This window comes from Streptomyces sp. NPDC057474, from assembly GCF_042802555.1.
Lineage (GTDB): Bacteria > Actinomycetota > Actinomycetes > Streptomycetales > Streptomycetaceae > Streptomyces.
This window is the reverse complement of the sequence record NZ_JBHVDX010000049.1, coordinates 1-15,976: the sequence shown is the minus strand read 5'-3', so window position 1 is coordinate 15,976 and position 15,976 is coordinate 1. Positions and strand designations below refer to the sequence as shown.

Here is a 15,976-nt window from a genome sequence, read left to right as displayed (position 1 = left end):
GGCCACCCCTTCACCTCACTCCGGCAACGAATCCCGTACGTCCCAGAAGTGCTCCCGAGGCCACCGCTCGATGACGCGGTACGCACGCGCGTAGTACCGGGTGTCAGGTGGCTCGTCGAGGTAGTGCCGTACGAGGATCTGCTCAGCACGGAAGGGCAGTGGGCGCCCGGTCCCGAGCATCCCCAGCGCGCAGGCCGCGTCATGGACGACGGACGGGTCCGAGTCGTACAGGGCGCGGCGGAGGACGGTGTGAACGGCGGTGTGGACGGCGGGCGGCCGGCCGATGAGGTAGGACAGGTGGGCCACGGCGTAGCGGCGTACCTCGGCGTACGGGTCGCGGGCCATGGTGAGCACGGCCTGGAGCGCGTCATGGTCCTCCGGGTCCGTGGAGGCCTCGACGGCGTAGGCGACCGCCCCGCGGACCTCCGGATGCGGGTGGCCGGCGTGCCGCAGGATCTCCCGGACGTCGTCGGCGAGCCCGGACTGCATCGACAGGCCCCGGATGAGGAGGTCGAGGACGGCCGGATGCTTCTCCACGGCCAACCGCGCCCGCAGCAGCGCCGCCGCCTGCCGCGTCCGGTGCGGGCCGTTGCGCAGGGAGGCGTTGTAGAGGCAGAAGAAGCCCATCAGCTGCGCCGCGAAGTAGCGCTCGGGCGCCCGGGGGCTGTGCAGCGCCACCTCGGCCCCGGCCACGGTCTCGTCGTCCGCCCAGCCGTCCAGCGTCCAGGTCATCCTGAACCAGATGTCGCTGTCGGGGTCCCCGAACCGGACCGCCCGCTCCATCGTCGTCGCGAAGTCGGCCCGCTTGCCGAAGAACTTCTCCAGATCCGTGACGATCACCAGATATCCCGGCTCGTCCGGGTGCCGCTCGGCGCCCTCCTCCGCGAAGTCCAGCGCGCTGCGGCCCCGTTCGTCCCGCAGGGCCACATGCGCCCCGTTCTCCCGCAACGCTTGCGCCGCGTGCTGGGCGCCCGCCCCCGCCGCCAACATCAACGCGGTCAGCCCGCCGGGCGACCGCCCGTTGACATCGGCACCGTCGTCGAGAAGGGCCCTCACGGTCTCCTCGTCGTCGTTCCCCGCGGCCAGTCCCAGTGGCTCCAAGCCCGATCTCCCTCGATCCCCTCGAACGCCCATCCGGGGCACCCTAGGCCGGTACGCCGACACGGGCGACCGATTTCCCGCCGAGCCCCATGTCCGTGCGACCGGCCCTCACCCGCGCGATCCTCTTCCTGAGAAGCCGACAAGCCGACGCCCCAAGGACCAGGAGCCGCCCCCATGCGAAAGATCGTCCTGATGATGTCCGTGTCCCTCGACGGCTACATGGAGGGCCCGAACCGCGAAATCGACTGGCACCTGGTCGACGACGAACTGCACACGCACTTCAACGACGTACTCAGGGACATGGGCGCCTTCCTCGAAGGCCGCGTCACCTACGAGCTGATGTCCGCCTACTGGCCCACGGCCGACCGGGACCCCGCGGCCCCGCGCCCCGTCGCCGACTTCGCCGCAATCTGGCGGAACATGCCGAAGCTGGTCTTCTCCCGGACCCTCCAGCACGCGGAGGGGCACACGACGATCGTCCGGGACGTCGTCGTGAAGGACATCGAGGCCCTCAAGGCACAGGACGGCGGCGACCTCGTCGTGGGCGGCGCCGAACTGGCGGCCGAGTTCATGCGGCACGACCTGGTCGACGAGTACCGGATCTACGTCCACCCCGTGCTTCTGGGAGCCGGCAAGCGGCTCTTCCCGGCAGCCGACACCGCGACCCCGACCGGCCTAAGCCTGATCGAAACCCGCACCTTCGGCAACGGAGTCGTGCTCCTCCGCCACGAACGCCCCGTCGACTAACCCGCGCGCCCGTGCTCGTCCGCGTACGCCCGCAACGACCCCACCACCGTGTTCGTGACCGCGACCAACGGCACGGCCACCACCGCGCCCCCGATGCCCGCGATCATGCCACCGGCGGCGACCGCGAGGACGACGGCCAGGGGGTGCACCCGTACGGCCCGCCCGAGGATGAACGGCTGGAGGATGTGCCCCTCGATCTGCTGGACGGCGAGCACGACGACCAGCGTCATGACGGCCGTGAAGACGCCCTGCGTCACCAGCGCCACGACCACGGCCAGCGCACCCGAGACAACCGCACCCACCAGCGGGATGAAGGAGAACAGGAAGATGAACACGGCCAGCGGGACCGCCATCGGCACGTCCAGGAAGTAGATTCCCAGGCCGATGAAGATCGCGTCGATCAGCGCCACCACCACCGTGCCGCGCACATACGCGGTCAACGTCCGCCAGGCCCGCGGCCCGGCGTCGGCGACACCCGGCCGGGCCGCCGTCGGCACCAGCTTGAGCGTCCACTGCCAGATCCGCTTGCCGTCGTAGAGGAGGAAGAGCGTCGAGAACATCGTCAGGAGGATGCCGGTGAGCGCCTCGACGATGACCGTCACGCCCTCCAGGCCCGCCGAGGTGATGGTGTCCGTGTTGTCGCTGACGGCCTCGCGGAGGTTCTTGGCGATGTCGTTGATCTGGTTCTCGGTGACGTGGAACGGGCTGTCGAGCAGCCAGCGCTGCAACTCGTCGATGCCGTCCTGGATCTGGTCGGAGAGGTCGTCGATGTTCTCCATGACCTGCCAGGTGACGAACCAGCCGATCAGTCCCATGACGACGAAGCCGAGGACGGCGGTCAGGGCGGTGGCGAGGCCGCGCGGTACACCGTGCCGGGTCAGCCGTGCCACGGCCGGCTGGAGCACGGCGGTGACGAGCAGCGCGGCGGTGAACGACAGCACCAGCAGCTGTACGGAGCTGATGATCCGCATCAACACCCAGACGGTGCCCGCGAGCACGAGCAGCCGCCATCCGGCCTCGGCCGCGACCCGCATACCCCAGGGCACCGCCGACGCGGGGTCGGGACGGGTGTAGAGGACAGGGGCGGCCGTCTGGCCCCGAGCATCGGCGGGGGAGCCCGCAGAGCCGCCCGCACCGCCTCCGACGCCCCCGGCCCCCTTGCTCCCGGACTCCTTCGCGGTCCCGGCGCCGGTAGCCCCCTCGGAGTCGCCGGAGTCAGAGCCTGTGCCGGATTCGCGGCCGTTGTCGTCGCCGTCCGTGCCGCCGTCGTGCCGTCGCCCCGCCGCGGCATCCCTGCCGTAGTCCGAGCCGTCCGCCTCCGACTCGAACTCCGCCCGGCGTCGCTCCAACCGCTCGCCCCACCCGCTCAGTCCGGCGCCGAGCCGGCCGAGCCACTTAGGAACTCGCGACATCATCCGTCCTCTTCCCCCGTCGCCCCTGTTGGTCACCCATTCCTCCCGGAGGCCGCGATTCCTCTCGGGGCTTCGACCGTACATGGCGGAAGCCCCCCACCAAAGGACGGTGGAGGGCTTCGGAAGGTTGAGCGGCCGGACGGTGGGCACCCGGCTGTCGGCGGGCCTAGTACCAGTGGTTGGCCTGCCAGAACGACCAGGCCTCGCACGGGCTGCCGTAGCGCGATTCCATGTAGTTGAGGCCCCACTTGATCTGCGTGGCCGGGTTGGTCCGCCAGTCGGCACCGGCGGAGGAGTACTTGCCGGCGGGCAGCGCCTGGAAGAGACCGTAGGCACCCGAGGAGGGGTTGACGGCCTTGTAGTTCCAGGTGGACTCGTGGTTCACGATGTTGCTGAAGCACGTCCACTGGTCGCTGGCCACGACCGCCTTCGCCATCGCCTGGATCTCGGCGACGGTGTACGAACTCTGAGTGGGGATGTCACCGAGCGAACCGGCGGCCTCGGACTTCGCCTCGGCATCGGCCTGCGCCGCTTCCTTCGCCTTACGCTCCTGCTCGGCCTTCTCCGCAGCCTTCTGCTTGCCGATCGCGTCCTGGGCCGCCTTCTTACGGGCGGTCTCCTCGGCGTCCTTGCGGGCGCTCGCGTCGGCGGCGATGGCCTGGGCGTCGGCCTGAGCTGTCAGGGACGCGGTCTGTACCTGGGCCTGCTGGCCCACGGGTATGTCGGCGAGCAACGTGGTGTCGTTCGCGACCGCCTCGGCGTCGTCAGTGGTCGTCTGGGCGGTGCTGCCCGAGGCAACTCCGACGACACTGCCGACTGCGGTGACCGCGGTGGCCGAGGCCACTGCGAATCCCCGGACCGAAATCCGGCTCACACGGTTTCCTTCCAGCATCGCCCGCCTCGGTGACCCTGGCGGACGCAATCGTGCCCCTGACGCTGGCCTCCCAACTGCGGGGTCACGGAGGCGCGGGCCCGGTGGGCAACTCCCTTGCGGGAGCGCCACGTGGTGCTCGGGCGGCATACGACGACGTTATGGAGTTGACCTGGTGCTGCTGTTGTGCCGTACCGCTGGGGGTACAGGTGTGTCGTATGCGGGGCCTGACAGGAATGAGACTCTGCCGTAACCCGACACCATGAGGCAATTCAGTGGTGAGTGTGAAAGCTCACACCTCGTTTGACGCAGGAGATTCAAGGAAAGCCGCACACGCCGAGGCGCCGCCCGGCTAGGCTCATCGCCTTTGCCGGACGGCGCCCATGGGATCCAAGGGATCGGTGGCCTACCGAAGTTGGCCGAACCGGTCGAGACCGGTCGAGTCCGTCAGATCTGCCCGTCCTCCAGCATTTCGGTCACAAGGGCCGCGATCTGGGACCGTTCGGACCTCGTCAACGTGACGTGGGCGAAGAGCGGATGGCCCTTCAGCTTCTCGACCACGGCGACGACTCCGTCGTAGCGACCGACGCGCAGATTGTCGCGCTGGGCCACGTCATGCGTCAGAACGACGCGCGAATTCGCGCCGATCCGGGACAGAACGGTCAGCAGGACGTTCCGCTCCAGCGACTGCGCCTCGTCCACGATCACGAACGCGTCGTGCAGGGAACGGCCGCGGATGTGCGTGAGCGGCAGGACCTCCAGCATCCCGCGTGCGGTGATCTCCTCGATGACCTCGCGGCTGGTGACCGCGGAGAGCGTGTCGAAGACCGCCTGCGCCCAGGGGCTCATCTTCTCGGACTCGGAGCCGGGCAGATAGCCGAGCTCCTGCCCGCCCACCGCGTACAGCGGCCGGAAGACCATCACCTTCTGGTGCTGCCGCCGTTCGAGCACGGCCTCCAGGCCCGCGCACAGCGCGAGCGCCGACTTGCCGGTGCCGGCCCGGCCGCCCATCGACAGGATGCCCACGTCCGGGTCGAGCAGCAGATCCAGCGCGATGCGCTGTTCCGCGCTGCGGCCCTTGATGCCGAACGCCTCCCGGTCGCCCCGCACGAGCCGGATGTTGCCGTCGGGCGTCACCCGGCCCAGTGCCTTGCCGCGCTCCGACTGGATCGTCAGGCCGGTGTGCACGGGCAGCGTGCTCGCCTCCCAGACGTAGATCGACCCTTCCTCGAAGAGGATGTCGACCTGCTCGCCAGGCAGGGTCAGCTCGGACATCCCGGTCCACCCGGAGGCGCCCGTGATGGCCAGCTCCGCGCGGTACTCCTCGGCGAGGAGGCCCACGGAGGACGCCTTGATCCTCAGGGGGAGGTCCTTCGACACCACTGTGACGTCGAAGCCCTCGGCCTGCAGGTTGCGGGCCACCGCGAGGATGCGGGAGTCGTTGTCCCCCAGGCGGTAGCCGCTGGGCAGCACGCTGGGATCCGAGTGGTTGAGCTCGACCCTCACGGTCCCGCCGAGTTCCCCGATCGGGATGGGGGCGTCAAGACGGCCGTGCCGGACCCGGAACTCGTCGAGCAGGCGCAGGGCCTGCCGGGCGAAGTAGCCGAGTTCGGGATGGTGCCTCTTCGCCTCCAACTCCGTCACCACGACGATCGGAAGCACGACTTCGTGCTCGTCGAAGCGGCTCAAAGCATTCGGGTCGGCCAGCAGGACGCTGGTGTCGAGGACGTAGGTGCGCCGGTCTGGCATACGGCGCTTTGTGCTGGTCACCACGGAAGGACGTACCCCCTCGGATGAGGTCGGGGAGCGACGAGAACGAACTGGACCGGTCGTTGGCCCCGTTGCACGGGCCGGTGACCGGCCCTCCGCTGCTTCGTCCGTGCTGTGACCGCACGTTCGGGCTGGTGCAAAGGGCCTCCCGGGCGGACGGCCCCGAGCCGCCCGCTGAGATCCGACACCCGTGGTTCGGGTGTCGACCTGACTGGCTTATGCCCTCGAACATGCGCCGCCATGCCAAGCGGTACGACGGCGTCCCGGTGAACTCCTCGTTACTTCCGTCCCGGTGGGATACCGCGGGGTTACGGAATTTCAGCTTCCGTAGCGGCGGCCTCGCGCCGCGTAGTCACGCAGGGCGCGCAGGAAGTCGACCTTCCGGAACGCCGGCCAGAAGACGTCGCAGAAGTAGTACTCGGAGTGCGCGGTCTGCCAGAGCATGAAACCGGACAGCCGCTGCTCGCCGCTCGTACGGATCACCAGATCCGGATCGGGCTGGTCGCCGGTGTAGAGGTGGCTGCCGATCAGGTCGACGGAGACCTTCTCGGCGAGCTCCTCCATCGAGGTGCCCTTCTCGTGCGCGTCCTGGACCATCGACCGTACGGCGTCGGCGATCTCCTGGCGGCCGCCGTACCCGATGGCGACGTTGACCAGTATTCCGTCGACGTCCGCGGTGGACGCCTCGGACTCCTTGAGGGCGGTCTGCAGCTGGCCGGGCAGCTGGTCCAGCGTGCCCACGTGGTGCACCCGCCAGCGGCCGTCGGCGGCGAGGGTGCGGACGACGTCCTCGATGATCCCGAAGAGGGGGACCAGTTCCTCCTGGGGGCGGCCGAAGTTGTCCGTGGAGAACAGCCAGAGGGTGACGACCTTCACGTCCGTCTCGGTGCACCAGCCGAGGAACTCCTCGATCTTGTGCGCCCCGGCCCGGTGTCCCTGCGCGGTCGTGGAGCCCGCGGCCTTCGCCCAGCGCCGGTTGCCGTCCATGATGACGCCGATGTGCTTGGGCACCTGGGCGTGGTCGAGGTGGCCCTCGACCCTGCGTGCGTAGACCTTGACCAACAGGCCGCGCAGTGTGTCGCGCAGGTTCACGTGTTCCAGCCCCTCCGGTGCGGTGACGGTCCCCTCGGTAGGCAGAGCCTACCGGGGCTGGAGGCCAACTCCGGCAAGGGGTGTGCGGGGTTGGGGGTGGGTCCCGGGTTCGACGGATCGTGGGTCGCTGCGGGTCCGTGGGGGCCGGTCGCGTAGTTCCCCGCGCCCCTGACGGGCGAGGGCGTCCCCCTGTGTCCCCTTGGAAGGCGCCGCGTCCGCGCAGAAAAAAACGGGCCGGTCCGTGGGGGGGATACGGACCGGCCCGAGGGGGGGTTTCCACCATAACCCTTCGTGAGTGATGCTGCGTACATCGGCGTGCCACAACTACTCTCCGGAGTCGGACGACAGCGTGGCGGTGAGTGCGGAAGCGTTCATTCAGGGCGTGATCGAGGGGTGATCATGGCTGAATCCCGGTGGATTCGAAGGGGGAATGGAGGAATCCCGGCAGGAATGTGGGGTTCGCGCATCGTTGTGCGACTTCCGAGGAGAAGCGGCCCGGCGCCCCCGTACGGGTGAAGCACGGGCGGAACGCGCGCTTGACGCCCGGTGGCGGGGCGCACGGCTTCGCGCAGCCCCCTCCGCCGCGCGATGCCGTGCCGCGCAGCTTTGCTCACGCGAATTACCTTGGTCTGAACCTACGCGAGTAGACCCGGAGAAGCCAAGCCGCGGGCGATAACGATGTGGACACCGGGCCCAGAGGTCAGACTCTGACTTCTGTCGGGCCTGGCGTCGCCCCATGACGTCGACGAGCGTGAGGGCCGCCAAGGCCATGAAGGCCATGACGCGCACCTGGGAGCAGACGAGTGCACGGCGGACCGAGCGGCTGTTCCCGGGGCGGCGTACGACGGTCACGGTGGAGCCGCTCGGGCGGCTGACCGCGCGGCAGGAGCGGGAGCCGGCGGAGCGGCGGGAACGGGTGGGCGAAGTGCTCCAGGCGCGGGCCGAGTTGGCGATCGGGAAATCACGGTCGGCCCACACGCATGAGCGCGTGTCTCACCTGGCTGCCGGCTTGCGGGCCTCGAAGAGGTGGCGGGCGCTGTGCGCGACGAAGGGACCCTCGCTCTGGATCCGCTCGTACAGGGAACGGAGCTGGGGGAGGTACGCCTCGACGGTGAAGCCGGGCACCATCCAGACGACCTTCTTCAGGAAGTGCACGACCGCGCCGATGTCGTAGAACTCCATCCGCAGCCGCTCGGCCCGCAGATCCACGATCTCCAGCCCGGCGGCCTCGGCGCCGGCGCGCTCGCCGTCCGGATGGCGGCCGCTGCGGGTCTCCTCCGGCAGCGGCCCGGTGAAGTGCTCGACCAGCTCGAAGACACTGCTCGGCCCCACATGCTGCGCGAAGTACGTGCCGCCGGGCTGCAGCACCCGGGCGATCTCCGCCCAGTGGGCCTGCACCGGATGCCGGCTGGTGACCAGGTCGAACGCCCCGTCCGCGAACGGCAGCGGCGCGTCCTGCGGGCTGGCCACCACCACGGCGCCCCGCGGATGCAGCAGCGCGGTGGCCTTGGCGACGTTCGGCGGCCACCCCTCCGTGGCCACGGTCACCACCGGAAAGCGAGGAGCGGAGGCGAGCACCTCCCCGCCACCGGTCTGGATGTCCAACGCCGCCGAGGCCCGCCCCAGCCGCTCACCCATCGATCGCGCATACCCCCACGAGGGCCGCGCCTCCGTCGCCCGCCCCTCGAACCACGAGAAGTCCCACCCCTCGGTGGGCACGGCATCGGCTTCGGCGACGAGATCTTCGAAGGTGCGGGAGCGGAGGGAGGGCATGGGAGCAAATCTTTCCAAGGTGGAGAAGGAGCCCGCGACTGATTTTCCGGTCCCTGCGAGGAAGGGGCGAAGCCCGTGATCTTTCAGGGGCGCCGGGAACTGCGCGACAGCCACAACAGACCCCCGCCGCCCCACCACCCCAACCTCCCGAGCTCTCAGGCGATTCCAGGCCACCCCCTACGAAGACCTACTCGGAGAGAATCGCCTCCGCGTCCAAGGTGACCCCGACCGCTTGGATCACCGACGCGATCCGGAACGCCTCCTGCACGCTCTCTCGGTCCACCCCCGCCTTGCGGAGCGCCTGCTCATGGGAGTCCAGACACAACCCGCACGCGTTGATCGCGGACACGGCCAACGACCACAGCTCGAAGTCGGCCTTGTCGACCCCGGGATTCTCGAGGAGGTTCATCCGCAGCCCGGCCCGCAGATGGCCGTACTCGGGGTTGGACAGCAGATGCCGCGTGCGGTGGAAGACGTTGCTCATCGCCATGACCGCGGCCGCGGACTTCGCCGCGCTGTACGCCTCGGCCGACAGATTCGCCCTGGCCTCCGGCGCCAGCTCGCGCAGCACCATCGCCGAGCGCGAGGCGATCGCCGTGGCCAGCACGGTTCCCCACAGCTGCTGCGCCGACAGGCCGGAGTCGCCGATGACGGAGCCGAGGTTGCGGCGGAGGTCCTTGGCGTAGTCCGGTATCGCGGACTTGAGTGCGTCGAGCGACATGGCGGTTCACTCCCCGGCGAGAGGTTTGACGGGGTCCAGTGTCCATGAGGAGCGGCCGCAGCACTTCGGGAAGCGCTGCGGCCGCTCCGCCCGCAGAACAGGCCTACTCCGTGCGGAGCCCCTCCGGCCGCATCAACCGCATCAGCGGCGGCATGCTCAGCGCCGTGACCAGGACGACGATGCCCGCGCCGATGCCGGTCATCGACAGCACGCTCGGCCAGTCCACGGCCACTGGCATGTCCGTCATCTTCAGCAGGACCGCGCCCAGGGTCAGACCGACCGTCGAGGCGAGGACGAGGCCCAGCGTGATCGGGATCGCCGTCTGCCACAGCACGGACAGACCGAGCGTACGGCGCCGGGTGCCGAAGGCGACCAGCGCCGACAGCAGCTTCCTGCGTTCGCGGAGCTGTTCCAGCTGGGAGACGAGGAGGCTCGCGCCGATGAGGACGAGCACGGCGGCCGCGCCGACCAGCAGACCGGTGCGGATGGCCGTGAACTCGTCGGCCCGCGTGGTCGACTCCCACTCCCAGGTCCTGATGAGCGGGTCGATCGCCACGGCCGCGTTGCGCACCTCGTCGAGCGCGTTCGGCACCGCGGGGTCGGTCCGTACGTAGACGGTGCCGAAGAGCGCGGCCTCCGCCTTCGCGGGCAGGGCGCCCGGGGTGGCCATCAGCCCCGCCATCCCGGTCCGCAGCGCGTCGGCGCGCTCGGACACCTTCTTCACCTCGGCCGGCAGCTTCCAGGCGATCTCGGCGCCCGGCTCCTCCCCGCTGAAGGACGCGTCGAAGTACATCGTGTTCCCGGCGGTGGCGAGCTTCGTCACGGTCGGGTCCGCCGGGGCATCCGACATGAAGACGTCGCCGTCGCGGCACGAGGAGATCGTCGCGAGTTCGCGCAACGCGGCGCAGTCGCCGACCACCACCTCCGTCATCTCCTCGGGGTCCTTGGCAGTGGCGGAGACCGTCGCGGTGGACAGCGCCGCGGTGGCCTCCGCGCCCCTGGCCCGCTTCAGCTCCTTGCCGGCGGCGCTCACCGAGAGATCCTTCGGCAGCGTGAGCTCCAGCTGGGCACGCGTGGTGTCCTGCCCGGTCGACTGGGTGAACCTGCTCTCGACTCCGGCGAACAGCATCTGCAGGGCGATCGCGCCGGCCACCGCCACCGCGATGCCGTTGACCATGCGGGCCGCCGAACCGCTGCTCAACTGGAGCCTGCGGACGGCAAGTTGCCAGGAGACGGCGCCGGAGCCCAGCCGGGCGACGAACGCCTCGACGAACCAAGGCAGCAGCGCGGTGATGCCGAAGAGCAGCAGGACGACACCGCCGGTCACCATGTACTCGTTGAACTCCCCGTTCTCCGACCCCTGGCCGACCATCGGGTAGAGCATGGCGAGACCGCCGAGCGGCGGCAGCAGCCGCCACCAGAGCCTGCGGCGCGCGGGCTTGGCCGTGCGGACCACGCCGAGCGGTTCGATGACGACGCCGCGCAGCGCGAACAGGGTGACGAGGACGGCGGCCGACGGCACCGCGAGGGCCACCAGCAGGGCGAGACCGGGGGAGGGGTTGAGGTAGCTCGGGAACACACTGACGTCGAGCACCTCGACCGAACCGGCGATCTCCCTGCCCAGCAGGAAGAAACCGGTGCCGAAGAGCAGCCCCAGCACGGCGCCCGCCAGCGCCTCGCCCGCCGCGATCCGGCGCGTCATCCGCCCGTCCGAGCCGACCAGCCGCAGCGCCGCCAGCCTGCGGTCACGCCGCTCGCCGCCGAACCGTACGGCCGTGGCGATGAAGACGGCGACCGGCATCAGCAGCACCACGAAGACGACCAGCGTGAGCAGCAGCAGGACCGGGTCCATCTCCTCCTCGGGCTGCTCGACGGTGGACATCCCGAACCGGTCGATCCGGGCCACCGTCGAGTCGTCGAGCCGCTGGGCGAGTCCGTCGGCGCCGGCGTAGTAGGCGAGTTCGCCCGAGCCGATCAGCCCGACCTCGCCGATGGTGCCCACCGTCTCGTACGGCAGCCGGCCGCGCAGCAGTTCCCCGCTGTCCGACTTCAGCAGTTCGGAGAGGGCGGGGGAGACGACCATCTCGCCGGGCGCGGGGAACTTCCCGAGCCCCGGCGGCAGCGGCGCGTCCACGCCCTCGGGTTCGAGGAGCCGTCCCCTTATCTCCTGCTGCTGGAACTCGGTGTCGGTGTCGGCGACGATCAGGCTCTTGTCGGTCGGCTTGGACCTGATGTTGTCCTCGAAGTAGCCGATCCCCCGGTCCTCCCGGGCCTCCTCCCGGGCCCCCCGCGTCGCCAACGCGTTCGGTATCGCCGCGGTGAGCAGCAGCAGCGCCACCCCGAGGCCGACGCCGACCGCGGTGAGCACGGCGCGCACCCAGCCCTCACGGCCCCCGGTGAAGGTGAACCGGACCCCCATCGCCAGGTCCCGGTACCACTGGCGCACGACAGGAGAGCTCATACGACGCGCTCCATGTCCCGCGACTTCCCGTCCCGTACGACGATCTCCCGGTCGGAGTACGCGGCCACCCGCGCCTCGTGCGTGACGAGGACGACGGCGGCGTTGGTGGACCGGGCGGCCTCGGTGAGCAGCTCCATCACCCGCTCGCCGTTGAGCGAGTCGAGCGCGCCGGTGGGCTCGTCAGCGAACAGCACCCGGGGGTTGGTGACCAGCGCCCGGGCCACGGCGACCCGCTGGCCCTGACCGCCGGAGACCTCACCGGGGCGCTTGCGGGCGAGGTCGTCGACCTCCAGGCGCTCCATCCAGCCGAGGGCGGTCCGCTCGGACTCCTTGCGGGAGCCGCCGTTCAGCCGCAGCGGCAGCGCCACGTTCTCCACACACGTCAGCTCCGGCACGAGCTGGCCGAACTGGAAGACGAACCCGAACTCGCTGCGCCGCAGCGCGCTGCGCTGGGCGTCGTTCATGGTGGCCATCTCGCGGCCGTTGTACGTGATCGAGCCCGAGTCGGGCGGCACGATCCCGGCGAGGCAGTGCAGCAGCGTCGACTTGCCGGAGCCGGAGGGGCCCATCACCGCGACGACCTCGCCGGGGTGGATGGAGAACTCGGCGCCGTCCAGCGCGGTGGTCGGACCGTACGCCTTGCGCAGATCGGTCGCGACGAGCAGGGAGCCGGCGGGGGTCATCACCGGATCACCGCCTCGGCCAGCTTGCCCAGTCGGGCGGCGGTCAGCTCCAGCCATCGCAGGTCGGCCTCCAGATGGAACAGGGCGTGGTCGCAGATCAGCTGATCGGCCAGGTCGCCCTTGCGCTTGCGGTCGGTGAGGATGCGCATCATGCGCAGGTGCTCGGAACGCTGGGTGTCGAGGATGTCGGCCGCGTTCCGGTCGGTGAGCAGGGCGAGGACGACCTTCGTGTAGAGGGTCGACTGCAGATACGGCTCGGGCTTCTCGGGCGTCGCGAGCCACCGCTGGACATCCGTGATGCCCGCCTCGGTGATCGCGTACCGCTTGCGCTCGGGGCCGCCGCCGGGCTCGATGCCGTCGACCTCGACGAGGCCGTTCTTCAGCAGCCGCGACATCGTCGAGTAGACCTGGCCGTAGTGCAGCGGCCGGTCGTGACCGAACTTCTCGTCGAAGGCCCGCTTCAGGTCGTAACCGTGTCGGGGCCCGGACTCCAGGAGTCCCAGGAGGGTGTGACCGATGGACATGAGCACGACTGTACACAGGGGGTATACACCGCACGTATACATGCCGCGTATAGGTCCCCACCGGGTGTGGAGGGGGTGCAGGTCAGAGCCGATTGTCACGGTTCTGTCACTGAGATCGGCGACTGGTCGGCGACAACTCGTGGGTCTGGTGGGGCAACCATCGGCCCTGTTGGAACGTCCGTTCCGGTGGGATGAGGTCTATGGACACGCGTGGCGCGTGCGCATTGTCACGCCGCCACAGGGCGGACCGACTCCCTCTTGTCATAGTCCTCGGTGTTAGCTTGCTGAGCTGACAAGACCCGAGTGACGTATGAGACCGAGCAGAAGGCGGAGCGGACCGGAGCCATGGGACGAGCGGAAGAAAGACGAGCGCGGCAGCGCGGCGGTCGCCGCGCGGCGCCCCAGCGCTCGTCCGGGGGCGAAGCGGCAGGGGCGACGACCGTCATAGGCGCGCCCGATACGGGCGGCCAGGGCGGCGGCCGGGCGGCGGCCAGGGCCGCGGCCAAGGGCGGCGGCAAGAAGCAACAGAAGAGCTTCCTGCGCCGCCTCTTCACCTGGAAGAAGATCCTCGGCACGTTCTTCGGTGTCTGCCTGCTCGGCATGGGCGCTTTCATCGTGCTCTACCTGATGATCGACATTCCCAAGGGGAACCCCGAGGCGACCCAGGAAAGCAACGTCTACAAGTACTCGAACGACAAGATCTTCGCCCGGACGGGCAACACCAACCGCGAGATCGTCGAACTCGACAAGGTCCCCAAGGCCGTCCAGCAGACCTTCGTGGCCGCCGAGAACAAGACCTTCTACTCGGACCCCGGCGTCGACTTCAAGGGCATGACCCGCGGTCTGCTCAACACCCTGTCCGGCAAGGGCAAGCAGGGCGGCTCGACGATCACCCAGCAGTACGTCAAGAACTACTACCTGACGTCGGACCAGACGGTGACCCGCAAGCTCAACGAGCTGGTCATCTCCCTGAAGCTGGAGCGCAACGAGTCCAAGGAGACCATCCTCGCGGGCTACATCAACACCAGCTACTACGGCCGCGGCGCCTGGGGCATCCAGGCCGCCGCCCAGGCGTACTACCGCGTCGACGCCGAGGACCTCAATGTCCGGCAGGGCGCCTACCTCGCCGCGCTGCTCCAGGCCCCCAGCCAGTACGACCTGGCCACCGCCACCCCCACGGGCAAGAAGCTGGTCACGAACCGCTGGAACTACGTGCTGGACAACATGGTCGAGATGAAGTGGCTGGACGCCTCGGAGCGGGAGGGCATGAAGCTCCCCACGCCGAAGCCGCCCCAGTCCTCCCCCGACATGGAGGGCCAGAACGGCTACCTGGTCGACGCCGCGAACAATCAGCTGGCCAAGCAGCTCGTGCTCAAGGGCGACGCGTCCGACTTCGAGGACGCCAAGACGCTGATCGACGCGGGTGGCTGGACCGTCACGCTGAACATCGACCCGAAGAAGCAGGCCGCGCTGGAGAAGGCCGTCAAGGAACGCCTCACCAGCAAGCTCGACACGAAGAAGCGCAAGGTCGACAAGTACATCCAGGCCGGCGCGGTCTCGGTCGACCCGAAGACCGGCAAGGTCCTCGCCATGTACGGCGGCGTCGACTACGTGAAGCACTTCACGAACAACGCCATGCGCCGGGACTACCAGCCCGCCTCGACCTTCAAGCCGGTCATCCTCGCCGCGGCCATCGACGAGGCGGCCGAGACGCAGGACGGCGACCCGATCACCGCCAGCACGGTCTACGACGGTGACAGCGGGCACAAGGTCATGGACAACGGCACCGCGGTCGGCTTCAACCCGCCGAACGAGGACAACGTCGACTACGGCGACGTCACCGTGCAGACCGCCATGAACAAGTCCATCAACTCCGTCTTCGCGCAGATGGGCGTCGACGTGGGCATGGAGAAGGTCATGGAGGTCGCCGGGAAGCTCGGCATGGACACCGAGGACATGGAGGCCGTGCCCGCCCAGACCCTGGGCTCCATGGGGGCCAGCCCGCTGGAGATGGCCGGCATCTACGCCACCCTCGACAACCACGGCAAGAAGGTCACCCCGACCATCGTCGCCTCGGCCGAGCACCGGGACGGCGAGGTCACGTTCCCCGAGCCGATCGGCGAACAGGTCATCAGCAAAGAGGCCGCCGACACGGTCACCTCGGTCCTCACCGGCGTGGTCGACGACGGTACGGCCAAGACGTCCGTCCGCGACAACCCGTCCCGCGACGGGCAGCAGGTCGCCGGCAAGACGGGTACCTCCGACGAGAACCGTTCCGCCTGGTTCACGGGCTACACGCCGAACCTCGTGACCTCCGTCGGCCTCTTCGGCGAGGACATGAGCAAGAACGGCAAGCACGTCTCGATGTACAACGCCGTCGGCGTCCCCCGGGTCAACGGCGGTGGCTTCCCCGCCCAGATCTGGGCCACCTACACCTTCGGCGTCATGGGCAAGACCACCGAGTTCGACCTGGACACCAAGCAGGGCGCCGCGGTCGCGCCGACGGAGTCCCCGACTCCCTCCATCACCACGAGCCCGACCCCGTCGGAGACCCCCACCACAGAGGAACCGACCACCGAGCCCCCGACGACCCCGGAGACCACCCCGGAGACCACCCCGGAGACGACGCCGGAGACCACCCCGGAGACGACCCCCGAGGAAACCCCGTCGGACGACGACGGCGGCATCGAGTTCCCGACGGATCCCAACGATCCACAGGTGGACGACTAGTGCGCTGCGCCTGAAATCCGTCGGTAGATCTGCCTCGTCTCGGCGCTCGAACTCCCGCCGCCGACCAGGCGCGTTGACCGTCCGCAGCTCA

General features: G+C 69.4%; 12 protein-coding genes and 1 pseudogene. 3 read left to right on the top strand and 10 right to left on the bottom strand.

Annotated features, from left to right (window positions below; translation table 11 throughout):
- Positions 1-15: 15 nt before the first annotated feature.
- The gene (locus tag ACFU53_RS16790; protein WP_383992070.1) at positions 16-1,101 is read right to left on the bottom strand and encodes an ankyrin repeat domain-containing protein; all 1,086 of its coding nucleotides are present in this window, start codon (positions 1,099-1,101) and stop codon (positions 16-18) included.
- A gap of 174 nt (positions 1,102-1,275) precedes the next feature.
- Between ACFU53_RS16790 and ACFU53_RS16785 the strand changes: the two genes are divergently transcribed.
- Positions 1,276-1,848: a dihydrofolate reductase family protein gene (locus tag ACFU53_RS16785; protein WP_383992067.1), complete on the top strand. Its 573-nt coding sequence runs from the start codon at positions 1,276-1,278 to the stop codon at positions 1,846-1,848.
- Here ACFU53_RS16785 and ACFU53_RS16780 read toward each other — a convergent pair.
- From ACFU53_RS16780 to ACFU53_RS16765, 4 genes are all read right to left on the bottom strand, one after another.
- A complete protein-coding gene (locus tag ACFU53_RS16780; RefSeq protein WP_383992064.1) occupies positions 1,845-3,260 on the bottom strand; it encodes an AI-2E family transporter in 1,416 nt (471 codons plus the stop codon). The two genes, ACFU53_RS16785 and ACFU53_RS16780, sit on opposite strands and share 4 nt — an antisense overlap.
- Positions 3,261-3,426: 166 nt before the next feature.
- Positions 3,427-4,152, bottom strand: a complete 726-nt coding sequence (locus tag ACFU53_RS16775; RefSeq protein ID WP_383992061.1) for a transglycosylase SLT domain-containing protein — start codon at positions 4,150-4,152, stop codon at positions 3,427-3,429.
- Between the two features lie 426 nt (positions 4,153-4,578).
- The gene (locus ACFU53_RS16770; protein WP_383992059.1) at positions 4,579-5,904 is read right to left on the bottom strand and encodes a PhoH family protein; all 1,326 of its coding nucleotides are present in this window, start codon (positions 5,902-5,904) and stop codon (positions 4,579-4,581) included.
- A 315-nt stretch (positions 5,905-6,219) separates the two neighbouring features.
- The gene (locus tag ACFU53_RS16765) at positions 6,220-6,993 is read right to left on the bottom strand and encodes an isoprenyl transferase (RefSeq protein WP_383992057.1); all 774 of its coding nucleotides are present in this window, start codon (positions 6,991-6,993) and stop codon (positions 6,220-6,222) included.
- A gap of 832 nt (positions 6,994-7,825) precedes the next feature.
- Between ACFU53_RS16765 and ACFU53_RS16760 the strand changes: the two are divergent.
- Positions 7,826-7,977: pseudogene (locus tag ACFU53_RS16760) on the top strand (winged helix DNA-binding domain-containing protein); the annotation flags it as partial.
- Positions 7,978-7,986: 9 nt separating this feature from the next.
- Here the strand turns inward: ACFU53_RS16760 and ACFU53_RS16755 are convergent.
- From ACFU53_RS16755 to ACFU53_RS16735, 5 genes are all read right to left on the bottom strand, one after another.
- Positions 7,987-8,766 carry a class I SAM-dependent methyltransferase gene (locus tag ACFU53_RS16755; protein ID WP_383992054.1) on the bottom strand — a complete coding sequence of 260 codons (780 nt, stop codon included), beginning with the start codon at positions 8,764-8,766 and terminating at the stop codon, positions 7,987-7,989.
- Between the two features lie 187 nt (positions 8,767-8,953).
- Positions 8,954-9,487, bottom strand: coding sequence for a carboxymuconolactone decarboxylase family protein (locus ACFU53_RS16750; protein WP_383992051.1), 534 nt, complete (start codon positions 9,485-9,487; stop codon positions 8,954-8,956).
- A 103-nt stretch (positions 9,488-9,590) separates the two neighbouring features.
- Positions 9,591-11,948 (bottom strand): FtsX-like permease family protein, encoded by a 2,358-nt coding sequence (locus tag ACFU53_RS16745; RefSeq protein ID WP_383992048.1) that lies wholly within the window; start codon positions 11,946-11,948, stop codon positions 9,591-9,593.
- A complete protein-coding gene (locus ACFU53_RS16740) occupies positions 11,945-12,631 on the bottom strand; it encodes an ABC transporter ATP-binding protein (RefSeq protein WP_383992045.1) in 687 nt (228 codons plus the stop codon). The genes ACFU53_RS16745 and ACFU53_RS16740 overlap by 4 nt, the downstream gene beginning before the upstream one ends.
- Positions 12,631-13,155, bottom strand: a complete 525-nt coding sequence (locus ACFU53_RS16735; protein ID WP_383992042.1) for a PadR family transcriptional regulator — start codon at positions 13,153-13,155, stop codon at positions 12,631-12,633. Before ACFU53_RS16735 ends, ACFU53_RS16740 begins: the two co-directional genes overlap by 1 nt.
- A gap of 345 nt (positions 13,156-13,500) precedes the next feature.
- Here ACFU53_RS16735 and ACFU53_RS16730 point away from each other — a divergent pair, with 345 nt between their 5' ends.
- On the top strand, positions 13,501-15,885 hold the full coding sequence (locus ACFU53_RS16730) for a transglycosylase domain-containing protein (RefSeq protein ID WP_383992149.1): 2,385 nt from the start codon (positions 13,501-13,503) through the stop codon (positions 15,883-15,885).
- Positions 15,886-15,976: the final 91 nt, after the last annotated feature.

Bases quoted from the DNA above. Each gene is read 5' to 3' on its own strand.
- ACFU53_RS16785 (WP_383992067.1), top strand. From the start codon at position 1,276: ATGCGAAAGATCGTCCTGATGATGTCCGTGTCCCTCGACGGCTACATG.
- ACFU53_RS16780 (WP_383992064.1), bottom strand. From the start codon at position 3,260: ATGTCGCGAGTTCCTAAGTGGCTCGGCCGGCTCGGCGCCGGACTGAGC.
- ACFU53_RS16775 (WP_383992061.1), bottom strand. From the start codon at position 4,152: ATGCTGGAAGGAAACCGTGTGAGCCGGATTTCGGTCCGGGGATTCGCA.
- ACFU53_RS16755 (WP_383992054.1), bottom strand. From the start codon at position 8,766: ATGCCCTCCCTCCGCTCCCGCACCTTCGAAGATCTCGTCGCCGAAGCC.
- ACFU53_RS16750 (WP_383992051.1), bottom strand. From the start codon at position 9,487: ATGTCGCTCGACGCACTCAAGTCCGCGATACCGGACTACGCCAAGGAC.
- ACFU53_RS16745 (WP_383992048.1), bottom strand. From the start codon at position 11,948: ATGAGCTCTCCTGTCGTGCGCCAGTGGTACCGGGACCTGGCGATGGGG.
- ACFU53_RS16740 (WP_383992045.1), bottom strand. From the start codon at position 12,631: ATGACCCCCGCCGGCTCCCTGCTCGTCGCGACCGATCTGCGCAAGGCG.
- ACFU53_RS16735 (WP_383992042.1), bottom strand. From the start codon at position 13,155: ATGTCCATCGGTCACACCCTCCTGGGACTCCTGGAGTCCGGGCCCCGA.
- ACFU53_RS16730 (WP_383992149.1), top strand. From the start codon at position 13,501: ATGGGACGAGCGGAAGAAAGACGAGCGCGGCAGCGCGGCGGTCGCCGC.